The 17,326-nt window shown below is 65.0% G+C and carries 18 protein-coding genes; 8 read left to right on the top strand and 10 right to left on the bottom strand.

Translation table 11 applies throughout. The annotated features are described in order from the left end of the window. Positions 1-57: 57 nt before the first annotated feature. From BMX67_RS04475 to BMX67_RS04455, 5 genes are all read right to left on the bottom strand, one after another. Positions 58-1,236, bottom strand: coding sequence for a BaiN/RdsA family NAD(P)/FAD-dependent oxidoreductase (locus tag BMX67_RS04475; RefSeq protein WP_090732797.1), 1,179 nt, complete (start codon positions 1,234-1,236; stop codon positions 58-60). Beyond that, the gene (gene holA / locus BMX67_RS04470; RefSeq protein ID WP_090732796.1) at positions 1,233-2,261 is read right to left on the bottom strand and encodes a DNA polymerase III subunit delta; all 1,029 of its coding nucleotides are present in this window, start codon (positions 2,259-2,261) and stop codon (positions 1,233-1,235) included. The genes BMX67_RS04475 and holA overlap by 4 nt, the downstream gene beginning before the upstream one ends. Further along, positions 2,258-2,755 (bottom strand): LPS assembly lipoprotein LptE, encoded by a 498-nt coding sequence (gene lptE / locus BMX67_RS04465; protein WP_090732794.1) that lies wholly within the window; start codon positions 2,753-2,755, stop codon positions 2,258-2,260. The genes holA and lptE overlap by 4 nt, the downstream gene beginning before the upstream one ends. Next, on the bottom strand, positions 2,742-5,282 hold the full coding sequence (leuS, locus tag BMX67_RS04460; RefSeq protein ID WP_090732793.1) for a leucine--tRNA ligase: 2,541 nt from the start codon (positions 5,280-5,282) through the stop codon (positions 2,742-2,744). Before leuS ends, lptE begins: the two co-directional genes overlap by 14 nt. A 94-nt stretch (positions 5,283-5,376) precedes the next feature. Further along, positions 5,377-5,829 carry a DUF3576 domain-containing protein gene (locus BMX67_RS04455; RefSeq protein ID WP_090732792.1) on the bottom strand — a complete coding sequence of 151 codons (453 nt, stop codon included), beginning with the start codon at positions 5,827-5,829 and terminating at the stop codon, positions 5,377-5,379. Between the two features lie 268 nt (positions 5,830-6,097). Here BMX67_RS04455 and BMX67_RS04450 point away from each other — a divergent pair, with 268 nt between their 5' ends. After that, a complete protein-coding gene (locus BMX67_RS04450) occupies positions 6,098-7,063 on the top strand; it encodes a porin (RefSeq protein WP_090732790.1) in 966 nt (321 codons plus the stop codon). Positions 7,064-7,136: 73 nt separating this feature from the next. Then, a complete protein-coding gene (locus tag BMX67_RS04445; protein ID WP_090732908.1) occupies positions 7,137-7,790 on the top strand; it encodes a YggS family pyridoxal phosphate-dependent enzyme in 654 nt (217 codons plus the stop codon). 9 nt (positions 7,791-7,799) lie between these two features. Here BMX67_RS04445 and BMX67_RS04440 read toward each other — a convergent pair whose 3' ends face one another. Then, complete coding sequence (locus BMX67_RS04440; protein ID WP_090732789.1) at positions 7,800-8,315, bottom strand: L,D-transpeptidase family protein; 516 nt, start codon at positions 8,313-8,315, stop codon at positions 7,800-7,802. Further along, on the bottom strand, positions 8,312-9,370 hold the full coding sequence (ribA, locus tag BMX67_RS04435) for a GTP cyclohydrolase II (RefSeq protein WP_090732787.1): 1,059 nt from the start codon (positions 9,368-9,370) through the stop codon (positions 8,312-8,314). Before ribA ends, BMX67_RS04440 begins: the two co-directional genes overlap by 4 nt. A gap of 143 nt (positions 9,371-9,513) precedes the next feature. Between ribA and BMX67_RS04430 the strand changes: the two genes are divergently transcribed. Continuing rightward, entirely contained in the window at positions 9,514-10,200 is a 687-nt protein-coding gene (locus tag BMX67_RS04430; RefSeq protein ID WP_090732786.1) for a response regulator transcription factor, read from the top strand. 207 nt (positions 10,201-10,407) lie between these two features. Here the strand turns inward: BMX67_RS04430 and BMX67_RS04425 are convergent, their stop codons facing one another. Together BMX67_RS04425 and BMX67_RS04420 are read right to left on the bottom strand one after the other, a co-directional pair. After that, entirely contained in the window at positions 10,408-11,382 is a 975-nt protein-coding gene (locus BMX67_RS04425) for a glutathione S-transferase family protein (RefSeq protein WP_090732785.1), read from the bottom strand. Positions 11,383-11,437: 55 nt separating this feature from the next. Then, positions 11,438-12,757, bottom strand: coding sequence for an MFS transporter (locus BMX67_RS04420; RefSeq protein ID WP_217645771.1), 1,320 nt, complete (start codon positions 12,755-12,757; stop codon positions 11,438-11,440). A gap of 124 nt (positions 12,758-12,881) precedes the next feature. Here BMX67_RS04420 and BMX67_RS04415 point away from each other — a divergent pair, with 124 nt between their 5' ends. From BMX67_RS04415 to BMX67_RS04395, 5 genes are all read left to right on the top strand, one after another. Continuing rightward, positions 12,882-13,667, top strand: coding sequence for an exodeoxyribonuclease III (locus BMX67_RS04415; protein WP_090732782.1), 786 nt, complete (start codon positions 12,882-12,884; stop codon positions 13,665-13,667). Positions 13,668-14,131: 464 nt separating this feature from the next. After that, positions 14,132-15,046: a thioredoxin gene (gene trxA, locus BMX67_RS04410; protein ID WP_245739176.1), complete on the top strand. Its 915-nt coding sequence runs from the start codon at positions 14,132-14,134 to the stop codon at positions 15,044-15,046. After that, positions 15,046-15,669, top strand: a complete 624-nt coding sequence (locus BMX67_RS04405) for an LON peptidase substrate-binding domain-containing protein (RefSeq protein WP_175479804.1) — start codon at positions 15,046-15,048, stop codon at positions 15,667-15,669. The genes trxA and BMX67_RS04405 overlap by 1 nt, the downstream gene beginning before the upstream one ends. Continuing rightward, complete coding sequence (locus BMX67_RS04400) at positions 15,666-15,860, top strand: Trm112 family protein (RefSeq protein WP_090732778.1); 195 nt, start codon at positions 15,666-15,668, stop codon at positions 15,858-15,860. The genes BMX67_RS04405 and BMX67_RS04400 overlap by 4 nt, the downstream gene beginning before the upstream one ends. Beyond that, positions 15,853-16,563, top strand: a complete 711-nt coding sequence (locus tag BMX67_RS04395) for a rhomboid family intramembrane serine protease (RefSeq protein WP_090732777.1) — start codon at positions 15,853-15,855, stop codon at positions 16,561-16,563. The genes BMX67_RS04400 and BMX67_RS04395 overlap by 8 nt, the downstream gene beginning before the upstream one ends. Here BMX67_RS04395 and BMX67_RS04390 read toward each other — a convergent pair. Continuing rightward, positions 16,560-17,225 carry a DUF2268 domain-containing putative Zn-dependent protease gene (locus BMX67_RS04390; protein ID WP_090732776.1) on the bottom strand — a complete coding sequence of 222 codons (666 nt, stop codon included), beginning with the start codon at positions 17,223-17,225 and terminating at the stop codon, positions 16,560-16,562. The genes BMX67_RS04395 and BMX67_RS04390 overlap by 4 nt on opposite strands. Between the last annotated feature and the right edge of the window lie 101 nt (positions 17,226-17,326).

The raw sequence follows: 17,326 nt of genomic DNA, 5'->3' as shown, positions 1-17,326 counted from the left end.
GGAAACCCTTTGCCAAAGCCAGTCGGTTTCCTCCCATGACCGAATAATACGACAGGATTACTGTCCTATCAAGCCTTTCATGCGCCGCGCGGCCGCCATCCCCGCAGCCCGACCCTGCGACAGGCATCCGGTCAGCAGATAGCCCCCGGTCGGGGCTTCCCAGTCCAGCATCTCTCCGGCGACAAAAACACCCGGCAGATCGGTCAGTTGCAGATCGGGACCGATGCTGGCGGCCTGCACGCCGCCGGCGCTGGAAATCGCGCGGTCCAGATCCATCGATCCAAGATGCCGGATCGGCAGGGCCTTCGCACGATCGGCCCAGCCCGCCGCATCGGCAGGCCAAGGCCTGCCCCATTCCAGCAACAGCGCCACCTTGACCGGGTCGCCGATCACCTTGCGCAGCCAGTTCCCGACCGACAGCTTGCCCTTGGGCCGCTGAAAGCGCATCCGCATCGCGGCCAGATCGGTATCCGGCGCAAGGTCGATCCGGCCCGCAGCACCTTCGCGCAGCGCGGCGGCGATCTCATAAATGCCGCCCCCCTCGATCCCGTGGCGCGAGATGACCCATTCGCCGCGACTGCCATGATCGTCCGCGATCAGTTGCGTGCCCTTGACCGGCTGGCCGAAATGGCGGGACATGGCATCCGACCATTCGACCCGAAACCCCATATTCGCGGGCTGAAACGGCGCGATCTTCACGCCCGCGTCTTGCAGGATCGGCAGCCAGGCGGCATCCGATCCAAGCCGGGGCCAGCTTGCCCCGCCAAGCGCCAGCACCGTAACCTGCGGGCGCAGCAGCTGCACCCCTTGTGGCGTGTCGAACCGCATCCCGTCCTTGATACCGATCCAGCGCCAGCGCGTGCGCAGATCGACCCCCATCCCGCGCAGCCGTGCCAGCCATGCCCGCAACAGGGGCGAGGCTTTCATTCCGGTCGGAAAGACGCGCCCCGTCGAACCCGTGAACAGCTGAATGCCAAGCCCGCCCGCCCAGTCCATCACCTGTTCCGGCCCGAAATCCAGCGCCATCGCGGCAGCGCCGTCGAAATGGCCAAGAAACCGGTCGATGGGCTGATGCTTGGTCAGGTTCAGGCCCGACTTTCCGGCCATCAGGAATTTGCGCGCCGGCGTCGGCATGGCCTCGGCCACGATCACGGCCAGCCCCGCGCGCGCAAGGGTTTCCGCCGCCATCAGCCCCGCCGGACCGCCACCGATGACCAGGGCGAAGGGCGCGCTCACCTGCGGCCCTTGGCGATCATCGCCAGGCGGATCAGGGCACGTTCGATCAGGGCCATCTGCGGCGCACGGCTGGCGCTGCGCAGCGTCAGATCGGTATCGACCAATGTGTGCACGGCCTCTTCCAGCGGGCCGACGCCCCAGCTTTGTGCCTGCCGCGCCATCCGGTCGCGCCGGGGCCCGAACACGGGCGGACGCATCCGCGACAGACCGGCGACAGGGCCCTGCGGATCGGACGCCGCCAGATGCAGCGCGCGAAAATGGCGCAGCGCGGAAATCGCCAGCGCGACGGGCTGCGTGCCCTGCCCCTCGATTCGGCGCATCAACGGTCCGAATTCACCGGCCCGCCCCTCGGCGACGACATGCAGCAACTCGTCCAGATCGGCCTCGATCGTGGCCGGGGCAAGCAGCGCGATCTCGGCCGGGGTCAGCGGGGTGTCGTCACCGTATTTATACAGCCCGATCTTTTCGATGGTCTGGCGCAGATCGCCGGGATCCAGCGCACGGGCCAGCGTCGCCAGATCGCGCATGGCATCGCGCGGCACCTCGCGCAGGCCCGCAGCCTCCAGCCAGCGGCGGATCTCGTCCTCGCCGGGTGGATCGTCATAGATGGGCGCCGCGACGGCCTGCTTGTGCGGCTCGAACAGCTTTCGCAGCGCCGAGGATTTCGCCAGCCCGCCCGCCGTCACCACCATGACCGCATCGCCGGGCTGCCATGCCTCGATCGCGGCACGGATCGCGTCGGCGGCAGTGTCGGGTGTTTCCTCGACCAGAACGACGCGCGGGCCGGGGAAAAAGCCGACCTCCTTGATCGCGTCCATCAGCGCGGCGGGATCCTTGCGCAGGCCCGCCCCCGGCATCCGGTTCAGGCGCATTTCCTCTTCGGCATTCTCGCCGGTCAGGGCCTTCACCGCCTCGACCCGTTTCAGCGCCACGCGCATCGCGTCCTGACCATAGATCAGCAGCGCCGGGCGCGAGAGATCGGGCCGCGCCAGATAGCGGGCGATTTCACCGCCCTTCAGGTTCATGTCTGGGGCAGGTCCGGGCTGGCGGCCAGAAGCCGCGTAACCACCTGATCTGCCAGCATCCGCGCCAGACGCTTGCGGGCATCGCCCTCGGCGGTCAGGGTGGCGATGGTCGTGCCGGTCGTCGAATATGAGGTAAAGCCGCTGGCCCGTCCCTGCGCCCGAACCACGCCCGAGGCATCCTTCAGCGCGAAATCGACGGTGCCATTCAGCGAATAGCGCGTCGTGACCTCTTCGGGGGTGATCGCCTGCGGAACCACGCCGATGCTGATGACATAGTCCAGATCGAACGCGCCTTCCGCATCGGGGCCAAGACGTTCGGACAGGCGCTGATTGAAGGCAAAGTCCTGATAGGTCTGCGGATCGCGTGGCCGGATCTTGCCGAACAGCCGCTTGCCCGCCCCCCCGGTCCCGTAGACCGGGGTCAGCCCGCAGCCCGACAGGGCCAGTAGGCCCAGCAGGGCGACGCGGCGGCTTGGCCGATCAGGCGACGACATTGACGATCCGCCCCGGCACCACGATCAGCTTTTTCGGCTGGGCACCTTCCAGAAAACGCTGCACGGTTTCATCCGACATCACCAGCGCCTCGATCTGGTCCTTGGCCATGTCCTTGGGGACGGTGATCTCGGCCCGGCGCTTGCCGTTGATCTGGATGGGCAGCGTCACGCTGTCATCCTGCAGCAGCGCGGGGTCCGCCTTGGGCCAGGGCGCATCGACGACCAGCCCCTGCCCGCCTGCCAGCGACCAGACATCCTCGGCCAGGTGCGGGACCATCGGGGCCAGCAGCTGTGCGGTGATGCGCAGCACCTCGGCCCGCTGAGCGCCGCCGGCCTTGGACTTGCCGATGGCATTGGCCAGTTCATACAGCTTGGCGACCGCCTTGTTGAAGGCAAAGCCCTCGATCGCCTTGGTCACATCCGCGATGGCGCGGTGGGCGGCGCGAGCCAGGTCCAGATCCTCGGGGCCGTCGGCGGGCGCATCCTCGGCCAGGCGGTGGACGCGGCCCAGGAACTTGGCCGCAGCCTCGGCCCCTGCCGCTGTCCATTCGACGTCACGCTCGGGCGGGCTGTCGGACAGCATGAACCAGCGCGCTGTATCGGCACCGAAGCCCTGCACGATATTGACCGGATCGACGACGTTCTTCTTCGATTTCGACATCTTGGCCGAGGGGATGATCTCGACCTCGGTGCCGTCGGCCAGCCTGCCGTCGGTCACGTCCTCGGGCAGGTGATAGACCAGACGCCCCTTGGCATCGCGGGTCATGTAGATCTCGTGCGTGACCATGCCTTGGGTGAACAGCGCGTCGAAGGGTTCCTTCGCGGCCTCGGGCAGGTGGCCGGTCTTGACCATCGCGCGGGCGAAGAAGCGCGAATACAGCAGGTGCAGGATCGCGTGTTCGATGCCGCCGATATACTGGTCCACGTTCATCCAGTAATCCGCATCGGCGCGGTTCGTCGGCGTGTCGGCACCGGGGCTGGTAAAGCGGGCATAGTACCAGGACGAATCGACGAAAGTGTCCATCGTGTCGGTCTCGCGGCGCGCGGCACCACCGCATTTCGGGCAGGTCGCCTGACGCCAGGTCGGGTGACGGTCCAGCGGGTTGCCCGGCACGTCGAACGTCACATCCTGCGGCAGAAGGACCGGCAGGTTCTCCTTGGCCTCGGGGACGGTGCCGCAGCTGTCGCAATGCACGACCGGGATCGGGCAACCCCAGTAGCGCTGGCGCGAGATGCCCCAGTCGCGCAGGCGGAACTTGGTCACCCCCTCGCCATAGCCCTGCGCCTCGGCATGGGCGATGGCGGCATCCACCGCGGCCTCGCCGGTCTGGTCGGCATCGCCCGCGAAACCGCGGACATAGGTGACGGTCTCGGATTTCAGCGGCACGAAGGGCGCGGCGGCGACCAGCTCGTCCGCCTGTTCCAGCGTCATCCCCGGTTGCCCGAAGGTCGCGCGGATCGGCAGCCCGTATTTCGTGGCGAATTCGTGGTCGCGTTCGTCATGCGCCGGGCTGCCGAAGATCGCGCCTGTGCCGTAATCCATCAGCACGAAATTCGCGACCCAGATCGGCAGCTGCCAGTTTGGGTCCAGCGGATGGGTGACGGTCAGGCCGGTGTCGAAGCCCAGCTTGGGCGCGGTCTCGATCGCCTCTTCGGTGGTGCCGATGCGCTTGCATTCCTCGATGAAGGCGGCGACCTCGGGGCGGGTTTCGGCCAGCTTCTTCACCAGCGGGTGATCCGGCGACAGCGCGGCAAAGCTTGCGCCCATCAGCGTGTCGGGGCGCGTGGTATAGACCTCGATCGCGTCGAATCCCTCGGGCGCATCGACGGTGGCAAAGCGGAACTGCAGCCCGCGCGACTTGCCGATCCAGTTGGCCTGCATCAGGCGCACCTTTTCCGGCCAGCCCGACAGCCCGTCCAGCGCCGACAGCAGCTCGTCGCTGTAGTCGCTGATCTTGAAGAACCACTGGGTCAGCTCCTTGCGCTCGACCGTGGCGCCCGACCGCCAGCCCTTGCCGTCGATGACCTGTTCATTGGCCAGAACGGTCATGTCGACCGGGTCCCAGTTCACCTGCGCCGACTTGCGCGTGATCAGGCCCGCATCCAGCATGTCCAGGAACATCGCCTGCTGCTGATGGACGTAATCGTCGTCGCAGGTCGCGAATTCGCGGCTCCAGTCGATGGACAGGCCAAGCGGCTTCAGCTGGTCGCGCATCGTGGCGATATTGGCATAGGTCCAGTCGCGGGGATGGCCGCCCTGCTCCATCGCGGCATTCTCGGCGGGCATGCCGAAGGCGTCCCAGCCCATCGGGTGCAGCACGCTGAACCCCTGCGCGCGCTTGAACCGCGCCACCACGTCGCCCATCGTGTAGTTGCGCACATGGCCCATATGGATGCGCCCCGAGGGATAGGGGAACATCTCCAGCACGTAATATTTGGGGCGCTCGTCGCGGATGGCGGCAAAGCTGCCGGCATCGGCCCAGGCCTTCTGCCACCGGGCTTCGCTGCTGGACGGATCATAGGGCATATCGGACCTCGGGCATCATCTCTTGCCCGCAGGGTTTATACGCGCCGCCTGTTAGGGTCCAGTGGCAGGCGGGCCGCAAACGCCCGCAATGCCCTTACAGACCGCGATCGCGGATCCGCATCTGGCGGGCCCGGGTCATGATCGCATCCTCGACCGCGCGGACGGTGCCGGGTTCGACCGCGCTGCCGCCCGGACCCTGAAGGGCCAGCTTCAGGCTGCGGGCATCCATGGCCGGATCGCTGATCTTGACCGTCGCGCGATAGGAACGGCCACCCCCCGGGGGGGTGCCATAGCCGGTCACGATCACCCCGGTGAAGGGATCGACCGACTGGATCGGCAGGAAGTTCAGCACTTCCAGGCTGGCGTTCCAAAGGTATTTGTTGACCGAAACGGTGGCGTTCGGGTCCGTGCGATTGGCAAACAGATCCCAGATCGTCGAATCTTCCACCTTGCGAACGGCGGGGGCATCGGCATTGCCGCCACAGGCCGCAAGCCCGGCGGTCAGGCAGGCGGCAAGAATCAGGCGCGTTGCGGTCACGGTCTTCATGCGGTCCCCCGGTTCTTCGCAATTGCCGCAGCTTTAGCGCGGATCGCCCCACGGCCACAAGCATCTTGACCGCGACAGCGCCAAACCCCGTGAAACACGCAATATGGGGCCACAGTTCAGGTGTGGCCCATGTGCATCACAGAAAATCGCAAAGACCGTGATCAAGTCGTGATTCCGTTGCATCACAAAAGCGAAAAGAGGAAACACGATCCATACCCAAGACGGTCGAGCCGGTTTGGGCATCAGAGAGACAAGAGGGAACACGACCATGAAAAAGGTTCTTTTCGCGACGACCGCGCTGACCCTGTCGGCTGGCATCGCAGCCGCAGACGTGACCATCTCGGGTTATGGCCGCACCGCGATCGACTACCAGGAAGGCCGCGACCAGGAATCGCAGCTGGAAACCCGCCTGCGCATGAACATCGACGCGACCACGTCGAGCGATCAGGGCGTTGACTTCGGTGGCCGCATCCGCCTGCAGTACGACGATGGCGAAGGCAGCAGCAATGTTTCGCCCGCTTACCTGTATGTCACCGCTGGTGGCCTGACCGTCTCGGTCGGCAACGTCAACACCGCGTTCGACTCGGCCGGCCTGATCTACGAATCGGAAGTTGGTCTGATCAGCCGTTCGTTCGGTAACGCTCAGGGCGATTTCTACGCGTTCTCGACCTCGGGCTACGGCAATGACGAAGTTCGCATGAACGCCGACGGCACCGTCGAGATCGTCAACGAAACCGACAACCGCATGGGCGTTGCTGTCGAATACGAAATCGCCGGCGCCAGCGTCATGGCTTCGTATGTCGACCCCGACCAGACCACCGGTGGCGACGACGAAGAGTTCAGCCTGAAAGCTGACTACACCTGGAACCAGATCGCTCTGTCGGGTGCCTACGTCAACAACGCCGCTGGCGTTGACGGCGCAGAGAAGTACTTTGTCGGTGCTTACTACACCATGCCGGGCACCGAAAACGGCGTCGGCCTGAACTACATCGACGAAGATTCGGATGCCGACAACCAGGGCAAGACCATCGTCCTGTACGGCGACTACGCTGTTGCACCGCTGACCACCGTCAGCGCGTACATCGCGAACAACGATCGTGACTCGAACGAAACCGACAACGCTTTCGGTATCGGCGCCAAGTACGACCTGGGCGGCGCTTACCTGGCCGGCTCGATCGAGCGTGGCTACGACGAAAACGTCCGCGCCGACATGGGCGTTCGCTTCAACTTCTGATCCCTGGATCAAAAGTGAGTTTCGGAAAGAGCGGGCCTTGCGCCCGCTCTTTTCTTTCTGTTTTGTCCTTTCCATGGGACTGGATGAGATCAAGCGCCGCGTCGCCGCGGCAGAACAGGCCGCCGGACGGGCCGCGGGTGCCGTCACGCTGATCGCGGTCAGCAAGGTGCAGCCGGATGCGCGTGTGACCGCGGTTCTGGATGCCGGTCATCGGACCTTTGGCGAAAATTACGTTCAGGAAGCACAGGGCAAATGGCCCGGCTGGCGCGATGCCTATGACGGTGTTTCGGTCCATATGATCGGGCCGCTGCAATCCAACAAGGCCAAGCCCGCCGTCGCCTTGTTCGATGCGATCCATACGCTGGACCGGATGTCGCTTGCGCGCAAGCTGGCGCAGCAGGTGACGGAACAGGGGCGCAGCCCGCAATTGTTCGTTCAGGTGAATACCGGGGATGAGCCCCAGAAAGCCGGGATCCTGGCCGATGAGCTGCCCGGTTTCCTGACCTCATGCCGCGATCTGGGCCTGACCCCCGAGGGGCTGATGTGCATTCCGCCGGAAGGCGAAGACCCGGTGCCGCATTTCCGCCTGCTGCGGCGATTGGCCGAAGAGAATGGTCTGCCCAAGCTGTCGATGGGGATGAGCGCCGATTTTGAAGCCGCCATCGCCGAGGGCGCGACGCATATCCGCGTCGGCTCGGCCATTTTCGGCGCCCGCGATTACGGCTGAGCCGTCGCGTCAGGGGTATTTGGACAAAGAAGAAGCGACGATCAGGCGGGTTCCGGGTCGCGCCATGCGGACGATCGTGAACAGGTCGGCGCGGCTGAAGGCGATGCAGCCTTCGGTGCCGAACCGGGGCCGGCGCCATTGATGCAGGAAGATGGCCGAGCCGCGCCCCGGCAGGGCATCGGGCCAGTTCCAGTCGGTCGTCAGCACGAGATCGTAAACCGGATCGGCGCGGCGCAGGCGTTCGTGGCTGGCGACCAATGGCGCGCGGGCATGGTGATTATAGGACGGATGTGCGGGATCGTCGCACCACAGATCGCCCGGCCCGATGGCCCGCGCCCAGGGCGCCGGACGCGGCAGGCGGTCGGGGCGATACCACAGCCCGGTGATGTGGTGCCGACCCGCAGGCGTGGCGCCGTCGCCTTCGCGCTTGTCGGTCGTGACGCCGGTCTTGCCGATGCTGCAAGGATAGAGGCGGCCGCGAAAGCGCAGGCCCGATGGCGTCAGGATCATGTCCTGCGGGGTCATAGCAGGTGCCCCGATTTTTCGGCCTTGGTATCGAGGTAGTCGGTGTTGAAGCGGTTGCGCGGGGTGATCAGGGGCACGCGCTGGGTGACGCGGATGTCATGCCCCTCGAGCATCGCAACCTTGCGCGGGTTGTTGGTCATCAGGCGTGCGCTGGAAAAACCAAGCCGTTTCAGCAGCGCGGCCCCGATACGGAAATCGCGTTCGTCATCCTCGAATCCCAGACGGTGATTGGCCTCGACCGTGTCGAAGCCCTGATTCTGCAGGTCATAGGCGCGCATCTTGTTGGCCAGCCCGATGCCGCGCCCTTCCTGGTTCAGATACAGCAGCACGCCCGCCCCCGCCTGCCCCATGGCATTCAGCGCGGCGTGCAGCTGTGGTCCGCAGTCGCATTTCAGGCTGCCCAGCACATCGCCGGTGAAACAGGCCGAGTGCAGGCGGGTCAGGACGTCGCTGTCGCGCGGCGGGTCGCCGATCTCGATCGCGTAATGTTCGGCGCCGCCGTCATCGGGGCGGAAGATATGCAGACGCGAGCGTTCCGCCGACAACAGTGGCAGGCGCGCCGCGGCGACCGGGGCCATCGCGGCCTCTTGCGTCAACTGCGCCAGCAGGGGCTGATCGGGCAATTGCGTCAGGTCGGGCAACGGGGGTGCGGGCACCATCAGCGTCGCGGGCAGCAGCTGTGCCGATTTCGCCAGGGCCAGCGAGGCGCGATGCGCGGTCGTGTCGCCCTGACGCTGAGTGAACAGCGGGCCCTTCATCGGGTGGCGCAGATCGTTGGCGGGGTCGGCCAGATCGCGCAGCCAGGTCAGATCGGCGTCACCCGGCAGGTCGACCCGCGCCAATCCACCGTCATAGGCCCGCGCCTTCAGGGTCGAGGCCCGCCTTTCGGTCAGCACGATCACCGGTTGGCCAAGTGCGCGCATCGCCGCCAGCCGATCCGCCGTCAGCGTTTCGACCGCGGCCGTCAGATAGCCGCCGATCATCACGGGCAGCCCCATGCGCAGATCGGCACGGGCGCGGGACACCATCTCGGCAAGGGTTGGAAGCAGGCTCATATCAGGGTCACGGCCACGAATTTTTGAAACATTCTGAAACATAGTGCCGATTTCCGACAACTCCATGTGAGATTTTCGACATGTTGCTGGACGAAGAACCGGTCCCACCCCACTCATTTGCGCAATGACGCAAAGGAGGCAACATGCCCGGACTGAAAAAAATCTTGCTGGTCGATGACGAAGAGGACCTGCGCGAAGCCCTGGCCGAGCAGTTGGTCGCGACCGATGATTTCGATGTGATCGAAGCAGGCAGTGGCGCCGAGGCCGTCGAGGCCAGCAAGAACGCGATCTTCGATCTGGTGGTTCTGGATGTCGGCCTGCCCGACACCGATGGGCGCGAATTGTGCAAGAAGCTGCGCAAGCTGAACGTGAAATGCCCCATCGTGATGCTGACCGGTCATGACACCGATGCCGACACGATCCTGGGTCTGGACGCCGGCGCGAATGATTACGTGACCAAGCCGTTCAAGTTCCCGGTCCTGCTGGCCCGGCTGCGGGCGCAGCTGCGCACCCATGAACAGTCGGAGGACGCGATCTTCCAGCTTGGGCCGTATACGTTCAAGCCCGCGATGAAGATGCTGGTCGATCAGAAGGATCGCAAGATCCGCCTGACCGAGAAGGAAACCAATATCCTGAAATTCCTGTATCGCGCTCAGGATGGTGTGGTGCCGCGCGATGTGCTGCTGCACGAGGTTTGGGGCTATAATGCCGGCGTGACCACGCACACGCTGGAAACCCATATCTACCGTCTGCGCCAGAAGATCGAACCCGATCCCAGCAATGCGCGCCTGCTGGTCACGGAATCAGGTGGCTATCGCCTGGTGGCATAAGTCCTGCGAAACGCCCGGCCATCAGGTCGGGCGTTGTCATGTCGCCCCTTTCATCACTGCCTGCCGAAACCGTCGCAATGGGATGGAACCGCGTGACAGGCGCCGCGTTAATGACCCGAAGCCCAGTGGTCGGAGGATGCGGCCACAAACCCCTCCCTCTCTGATGCCCCGGTGCCTTGCGGCGCCGGGGTTTCTTTTTCGGCCGGGTCAGCCGCGTCCATGCGGTTCGGTCCAGTCCTCATCGGGGCCGGTCGGGATGATCCGGTTCGGGTTCACCATGTCGTGGCTGTAGTAATAGTGCCGCGTATAATGGTCGGGCCGGACGGTTTCCGCGATAGCGGGCCATTGATACAATTCGCGCGCCCAGCCCCACAGATTAGGGTAATCGACGATGCGGCGCCGATTGCATTTGAAATGCGTGTGATAGACCGCATCAAAACGGGCGATGGTGGTGAACAGCCGCCAGTCGGCCTCGGTCAGGGTTTCGCCGGTCAGGTATCGGTGGTCGGCCAGAAGCCCCTCGATCCAGTCCAGACTGTCGAACAGCGGCCCGACCGCCTTGTCATAGGCCGCCTGCGAGGTGGCGAAACCGGCCTTGTAGACGCCGTTGTTGACGCTGTCATAGATCCGGCTGTTCACGGTTTCGATCCGGCCGCGCAGATGTTCCGGCCAATAATCGTCTTCGTTGCCGGTCAGCGCGTTGAAGGCCGCGTTGAACATGCGGATGATATCGGCGCTTTCGTTCGACACGATGGTTTCGCGTTCGCGGTCCCACAGAACCGGCACCGTCACCCGCCCCGAGGCATTGGGATTGGCCTTCAGATAGATGTCGCGCAGGTAATCGCTGTCAAACAGCCGATCGCCGGTGGTGCCGGGAAAGTCCTGCCGAAATTCCCACCCCTCGCCCAGCATGTCGGGATGCACGACCGACACGCCGATATGATCCTGAAGGTCCTTCAGCTGACGAAAGATCAGCGCGCGATGCGCCCAGGGGCAGGCATAGGACACATAGAGGTGATAGCGCCCGCTGTCGGGCCTGAAACCGCCCTCGCCGCTGGGGCCGGGGGTGCCGTCCGCCGTGACCCAGTTGCGATACTTGGCATTGCTGCGCACGAATTCACCGCCATGTGCGTCGGTGTCGTACCATTCGTCCTTCCAGACGCCGTTGACCAGTTGGCCCATCGTTTCCTCCTATCCGTATCCGGGGCAACGGGCGGACCCGCAGGCCGGTTGCACCCTATCCGATGGCGCGGTCGCGGGTTTCGTCCCGCACCAGCAACAGCGCGACCGCCGCCAGCAGCAGCAGCACGGCGAACACGCCGATGGCAAAACCGAAGCCGCGGCTGAAGGCGATGGCCAGCAGGCTGGGCGCCAGAATGCCGCCCAGACGCGCGACCGCGCTTGCGGTGCCCATGCCGGTGCCACGCAGGTTGGTGGGGTAAAGTTCGGGGGTAAAGGCATAAAGCGCGCCCCATGTGCCCAGCAGTGCAAAGCTCATCAGGATCAGCGACCCCGCCACCAGCACGGCCGAGGAACCAGCGATGGTGAACAGGAAACAGCCCGCAGCCGACAGCAGCAGAAACCCCATCAGCGTGGCGCGGCGGCCCAGGGCCTCGACCCCCCAGGCGGCCAGCGCATATCCCGGCACCTGCGCCAGAGCGAGGATCACGACAAAGCCGAAGCCGCGCACAAAGCCAAATCCCTCGGTCGCCAATTGCCCCGGCACCCAGACGAAAACGCCGTAATAGGACAGCGACACCAGAAACCAGACCGCCATGACGCCAAGGCTGGCGCGGCGCAGCCCCGGCGACAGGATCGAGCGTTCGGCCGAAGCCGCGACCGGGGCGGGCACGATCTGCACCTCGTCCGCGATCGGGTCGACGCCATTGGCGCGCAACACGCGGTTCACGACCTGCCGCGCCTCGGCCTGACGACCGTTGCGGATCAGGAACATCGGCGATTCCGGGATCCACCAGCGCAGCCAGAACCCGATCAATGCGGGCAGTGCGGCCACGGCAAAGATCCAGCGCCAGGTATCGGCGATCCCCGCGCTGCTGGCGATCCAGGCGGTCAGCGCGATGATGATGGTGCCGATGGCCCAGAACCCTTCCAGCCAGACCAGCCAGCGCCCGCGATTCCGGGGTGGCAGGAATTCCGCCATCATCGCGTAATCGACGGGCAATGTTCCCCCGACCGCGATACCGGTCAGAAATCGCAAGATCAGCAACAGCGTGAAATCGCCCGCCAGAACCGAGGCCAGCCCGAAGACCGCGTCCATCGCCACCGTCAGCAGCAGGATGCCGCGCCGCCCCACGCGGTCGGCCAGCCGTCCGAACACAAAGGCGCCGACGAACATGCCCAGAAAGAACACCGTGCCGATCTGCAAGGCGGTGACACGGTCCAGTCCGAAACTGGCCGCGACCGAGGGCCAGGCAAAGCCGACCGCGATGACCTGCATCGCATCCGCCGCCCAGACCATCCCGAAAATCGCCAGCAACCGCCACTGAAACGCGCCGATGCCCCCTTTGGCCAGTGCCTCATCCACGGTCAGCTTCATCATGTGCCCCTGCTTGCCCTGCCCGATGCTTACCCGCCGGGGTCCCGATCACCAAGGGTCGATTGGCTGGCTCGACAGCGGGGGCCGTCGCCGCTAGGGTCCGCGCGGAAAAAGGAGCCGGCCCATGTTCACCCTCGCCACCTGGAACATTAATTCCGTCCGCCTGCGCGAAGAGCTGGTGCTCCGGCTTCTCCGCGAAGAGGCGCCCGATATCCTGTGCCTGCAGGAATGCAAATCGCCCGTCGAAAAGATCCCGACCGAGGCGTTCCGCGCGCTTGGCTATACCCACATGGTTGCGCGCGGGCAGAAGGGCTATAACGGCGTGGCGATCCTGTCGCGCCTGCCGATCACCGATGCGGGCGACCGCGACTATGCGAAACTGGGCCATGCCCGCCATGTGGCCGCGCGGCTGGACAACGGCGTGACCATCCACAACATGTATATCCCCGCGGGTGGCGATGTCCCCGACCGCGAGGTGAATGAGAAATTCGGGCAGAAACTGGATTTCGTGTCCGAGATGCGCGACGTCTTTCACGCCGACAAGCCGCAGAAATCGATCATGGTCGGCGATTTCAACATCGCCCCGCGCGAAGACGATGTCTGGTCGCACAAGCAGCTTCTGAAGGTTGTCAGCCACACCCCGATCGAGGTCGAGCACCTGCTGGCCGCACAGGATGCCGGCGGCTGGGTCGATGTGACCCGCAAGGACATCCCCGAAGGCCTGCTGTATTCGTGGTGGTCCTATCGCGCCCGCGACTGGGACGCCGCCGACAAGGGCCGCCGTCTGGACCATATCTGGGCCACGCCCGATATCGCCAATGCCGCCCATGGCAGCCGCATCCTGCGCCCGGTGCGCGGCTGGGAAAAGCCCAGTGACCACGCCCCGGTCTTTGCCAGCTTCGATCTGTAGACGCCGGACAAGAAAAATGCCCGCACGGGAAGTGCGGGCAGACTTGTTACGATACCGACGCGCCGATCAGGCCCTGACCGCCCTGTCCCGGTGCCGCGCGATCAGTGATCGGCACCACCCCTCACAGGCGCATGATCACATGCGGCTGCGATGGAACGGGTGCGGACACCCGGACCAGTGGGATCGCCATGGACGCGTGAAGACCATCCTTGATGCGCGGAAACTTGCGCATCAAGCAAAAAGTGCGACTTTTAGTCTCATTTCAATATTTCACATCCTGCAGCCGTATCTGCAAAAACGCTCTCGCCCGAAAGTTGTCGCCCGAACGCGGATTTCACCGCGTTCCAGCCGGGGATAACACCATCGCGAAGGGCGATCGAATCGCTTGGTGCAGGTCTGGGCTTTGACTCGGGCGCAGTTCATCCCATATTGCTCGAAACGACACCGAACCCGTTGGGAACAAGATGACTATGCTTCTGGATGGCGCACAGACCCCGCCGCAAACCGCTGATTTCATCAAGGACGTCACCGAGGCCGACTTCATGGCCGAAGTGGTCGAGGCCTCGATGCAGGTCCCGGTGATCGTTGATTTCTGGGCGCCGTGGTGCGGCCCCTGCAAGACCCTTGGCCCGCAACTGGAAGCCGAGGTTGCCCGCCACAAGGGCAAGGTCCGCATGGCCAAGGTCAATGTGGATGAAAACCAGATGATCGCCGGACAGTTGCGCGTGCAATCGATTCCAACCGTTTACGCGTTCTTCCAGGGCCAGCCCGTCGATGCCTTCCAGGGCGCGGTGCCGCAAAGCCAGATCAAGGAATTCGTGGACAAGCTGGCTGCGATGTCGGGCGATGACGGCGGGCTTGTAGAGGCCATCGCCGCCGCCGAAGCGATGCTGGAAGAGGGCGCGCATGGCGATGCCATCGAAACCTTTACCGCGATCATCGGCGAGGATCCCGACAGCGCCGAAGCCTGGGGCGGTCTGATCCGGGGCCATCTGGCCGCAGGCGACGCCGCGGCCGCGTCGTCGACCCTGCAACAGGTGCCGCCCAAGGCCGCAGGCTCGGCCCCGGTCGAAGCCGCCCGCGCCCAGCTGCAATTGGCACAACAGGCCGAAAGCGCGGGCCCCCTGGGTGAATTGCGCGCCGCCGTCGAGGCCGATCCCGACGATCAGCAGGCACGGCTGGAACTGGCAAAGGCCCTGCATGCCGCGGGCGAGGTCGAAGAGGCGGTCGATATGCTGCTGGACAGCTTCCGCCGCGACCGCGACTGGAACGAAGGCGCGGCCAAGGCGCAATTGCTGACCATCTTCGACAGCCTCAAACCGACGGACCCGATTGCGCAGAAGGGCCGCCGCCGCCTGTCCTCGATGATCTTCGCCTGATGCTGCGTTTTGACCTGCCCCAGCGGATCCCCCTGTTTCCGCTGACCGGCGCGGTTCTGATGCCGCGGACCAAGCTGCCGCTGCACATCTTCGAGCCGCGCTATCTGCAGATGCTGGAAGACGTGCTGAAGACCGAGCACCGCCTGATCGGCATGATTCAGCCCGAGGGTGACGGCCTGAGCGACATCGGCTGCGCCGGTCGCGTCGTCGCCTTTTCGGAAGGCGAGGACGGGCGAATGATGATTTCGCTTCGGGCGATCTCGCGTTTTCGGCTGGATCAGGTCGAGGAAGGCTTTGCCCCCTATATTCAGGGACAGATCGACTGGTCGGGCTTCAAGCGCGATCTGCGCGGCCCGGAAACCGACCCGGACCTGCAACGCCCCGGCTTTATCGACATGCTGCGCCGCTATATGGACATGCATGAACTGTCGACCGATTGGGACGCCGCCGAACAGGCCGAGGATGAGATGCTGATCAATTCCCTCGCTATGATGCTGCCCTTCGACGACGCCGAGAAACAGGCCCTGCTACAGGCGCAAACGCTTTGCGAGCGGCGCGCGCTGCTGGAAGGGCTGATCGAATATTCGCTGCGCAACGGCGAGAACGAGGACCGACTGCAATGAGTGATGCGCCCCACGCCTATGACCGCCACATGCTGGAGGCGCTGGTCTGTCCCGTGACCCATGCCACGCTGCGCTTTGATGCGGAACGGCAGGAACTGGTTTCCGAGGCGGCGGGGCTGGCCTTTCCGATCCGCGCGGGCATTCCCATCATGCTGATCGACGAGGCACGCCAGATCAAGGCGGATGGCTGAGATGACCGATCAGGCCTGGATGCCGCGCTCTCGCACCAGCCTGACGCTGCCGCGCTGGGTCATCGTGCTGATCGTCATCTGCTGCCTGATCGAAGGCACGCTGGCGCTGTGCGATCTGACCGGGACCGGCTTTCCCGTCCGGATGCAGGGCTTTGGCGGCCTGACCTATTACGTTACCCTGCCCGTCCGGCAGGCGGTCTTTGCGGTTCTGGGGTTCTGGTCGCCGCAATTCCACGCGCTGCACGGGGTCTATCCGGGCCAGCCCGCGCTGATGTTCTTCAGCTATGGCCTGCTGCATTCCGGGCTGGCGCATCTGGGCATGAACATGCTGTCGCTGGCCGCCGTCGGGCGCGAACTGCACCGCCTGATCGGTGCGCGGCGGATGGCGGTGGTCTATCTGGTCAGCCAGATCGCCGCCGCCCTTCTGTTCGCGGTGATGAAACCTGACGCAGGCCCGATGGTCGGGGCATCGGGCGCGATCTTCGGGCTGGCGGGCGCGCTGGTCGCCCATGCGGCGGTCGCGGGCTATCGCCGTCAGCGCCCCCTGGGTCAGCTGATCCGCGCGGTGACGATACTCGTGGTGCTGAACATCGTGCTGACCGTCGCCATGCCCGCCATCGCATGGGAGGCGCATCTGGGCGGCGCGCTGGCCGGTCTGCTGATGGGTGTCTTTACCGGCATCCGGGCCACGCCGCGCCGCTAATCGGTGGCGGGCGCGTCCTCGGACGGGTCCGATCCGGCCAGGTGCCGCATGGTCGAACGGAACTGATCGGCGGCCACGGTCGCCAGATCGGCGGCATTGCTGCCCGCATTCTGCGCCAGATAGTCGCCGACCAGCCGGTGACCCAGCCCATAGCCGGTCCATTTGCGCAGCCCGCCCTTGCCAAAGAACCATTCGGCATGGTCGTAATCCAGCCGTGACCATTCATTCATCGCCCGTCGCGGCGCCCCCGAGGCCGGTACCGTCGCGTCCCAGGGATCGGGCTTGCCGCCGAGAACCTGCAACACGAAGTGACCCGCCAGCCCTTCGCTGACCAGTGCCTCGCCCAGGGATCGGCCATAGCCCGGCCCGTCCCAGCGGATCAGGTGATGCATCTCGTGGACCAGCGTGCGCCGCAGCGGGGCCGGATCGAACCGTTCGGGGTTCAGCGTCACCTCGATCAGGCCCGGCGCAGGCGCATGGCCGCCGATGCCCCATTCAGGGATGCCGCCGCCGGCCTTGCCCTTGATGACCAGATCAAAGCGCGGCAGCTCGGCCTGTTCGGACACCTGCGCAAGAACCTGACGCGCGGTCGCGCGGATCTGGTCCATGATCGGGGTCAGGCCATTGCGCGCATTCAGAAAATGGATGTTCCAGACGGTCATGCGCGCAGATTGACAGGTTCCGCATAGCTGCGCCAGCGGCAAGATCGCAACCGCGACGCCGCCCTGCCCCTAGCTATGAAAAAACCCGACAGCAAAAGCTG

Origin of the sequence: Paracoccus homiensis, from assembly GCF_900111675.1 — a bacterium.
GTDB classification, from domain to species: Bacteria; Pseudomonadota; Alphaproteobacteria; order Rhodobacterales; family Rhodobacteraceae; genus Paracoccus; species Paracoccus homiensis.
Note: the sequence above shows the minus strand (reverse complement) of the source record. Positions and strands in the feature narration are given on the sequence as shown.

Excerpts from the sequence above, each read along its gene's own strand:
- holA (WP_090732796.1), bottom strand. The coding sequence starts at position 2,261 with ATGAACCTGAAGGGCGGTGAAATCGCCCGCTATCTGGCGCGGCCCGAT.
- lptE (WP_090732794.1), bottom strand. The coding sequence starts at position 2,755 with ATGTCGTCGCCTGATCGGCCAAGCCGCCGCGTCGCCCTGCTGGGCCTA.
- leuS (WP_090732793.1), bottom strand. The coding sequence starts at position 5,282 with ATGCCCTATGATCCGTCCAGCAGCGAAGCCCGGTGGCAGAAGGCCTGG.
- BMX67_RS04455 (WP_090732792.1), bottom strand. The coding sequence starts at position 5,829 with ATGAAGACCGTGACCGCAACGCGCCTGATTCTTGCCGCCTGCCTGACC.
- BMX67_RS04450 (WP_090732790.1), top strand. The coding sequence starts at position 6,098 with ATGAAAAAGGTTCTTTTCGCGACGACCGCGCTGACCCTGTCGGCTGGC.
- BMX67_RS04445 (WP_090732908.1), top strand. The coding sequence starts at position 7,137 with ATGGGACTGGATGAGATCAAGCGCCGCGTCGCCGCGGCAGAACAGGCC.
- BMX67_RS04440 (WP_090732789.1), bottom strand. The coding sequence starts at position 8,315 with ATGACCCCGCAGGACATGATCCTGACGCCATCGGGCCTGCGCTTTCGC.
- ribA (WP_090732787.1), bottom strand. The coding sequence starts at position 9,370 with ATGAGCCTGCTTCCAACCCTTGCCGAGATGGTGTCCCGCGCCCGTGCC.
- BMX67_RS04430 (WP_090732786.1), top strand. The coding sequence starts at position 9,514 with ATGCCCGGACTGAAAAAAATCTTGCTGGTCGATGACGAAGAGGACCTG.
- BMX67_RS04425 (WP_090732785.1), bottom strand. The coding sequence starts at position 11,382 with ATGGGCCAACTGGTCAACGGCGTCTGGAAGGACGAATGGTACGACACC.
- BMX67_RS04420 (WP_217645771.1), bottom strand. The coding sequence starts at position 12,757 with ATGAAGCTGACCGTGGATGAGGCACTGGCCAAAGGGGGCATCGGCGCG.
- BMX67_RS04415 (WP_090732782.1), top strand. The coding sequence starts at position 12,882 with ATGTTCACCCTCGCCACCTGGAACATTAATTCCGTCCGCCTGCGCGAA.
- trxA (WP_245739176.1), top strand. The coding sequence starts at position 14,132 with ATGACTATGCTTCTGGATGGCGCACAGACCCCGCCGCAAACCGCTGAT.
- BMX67_RS04405 (WP_175479804.1), top strand. The coding sequence starts at position 15,046 with ATGCTGCGTTTTGACCTGCCCCAGCGGATCCCCCTGTTTCCGCTGACC.
- BMX67_RS04400 (WP_090732778.1), top strand. The coding sequence starts at position 15,666 with ATGAGTGATGCGCCCCACGCCTATGACCGCCACATGCTGGAGGCGCTG.
- BMX67_RS04395 (WP_090732777.1), top strand. The coding sequence starts at position 15,853 with ATGGCTGAGATGACCGATCAGGCCTGGATGCCGCGCTCTCGCACCAGC.
- BMX67_RS04390 (WP_090732776.1), bottom strand. The coding sequence starts at position 17,225 with ATGACCGTCTGGAACATCCATTTTCTGAATGCGCGCAATGGCCTGACC.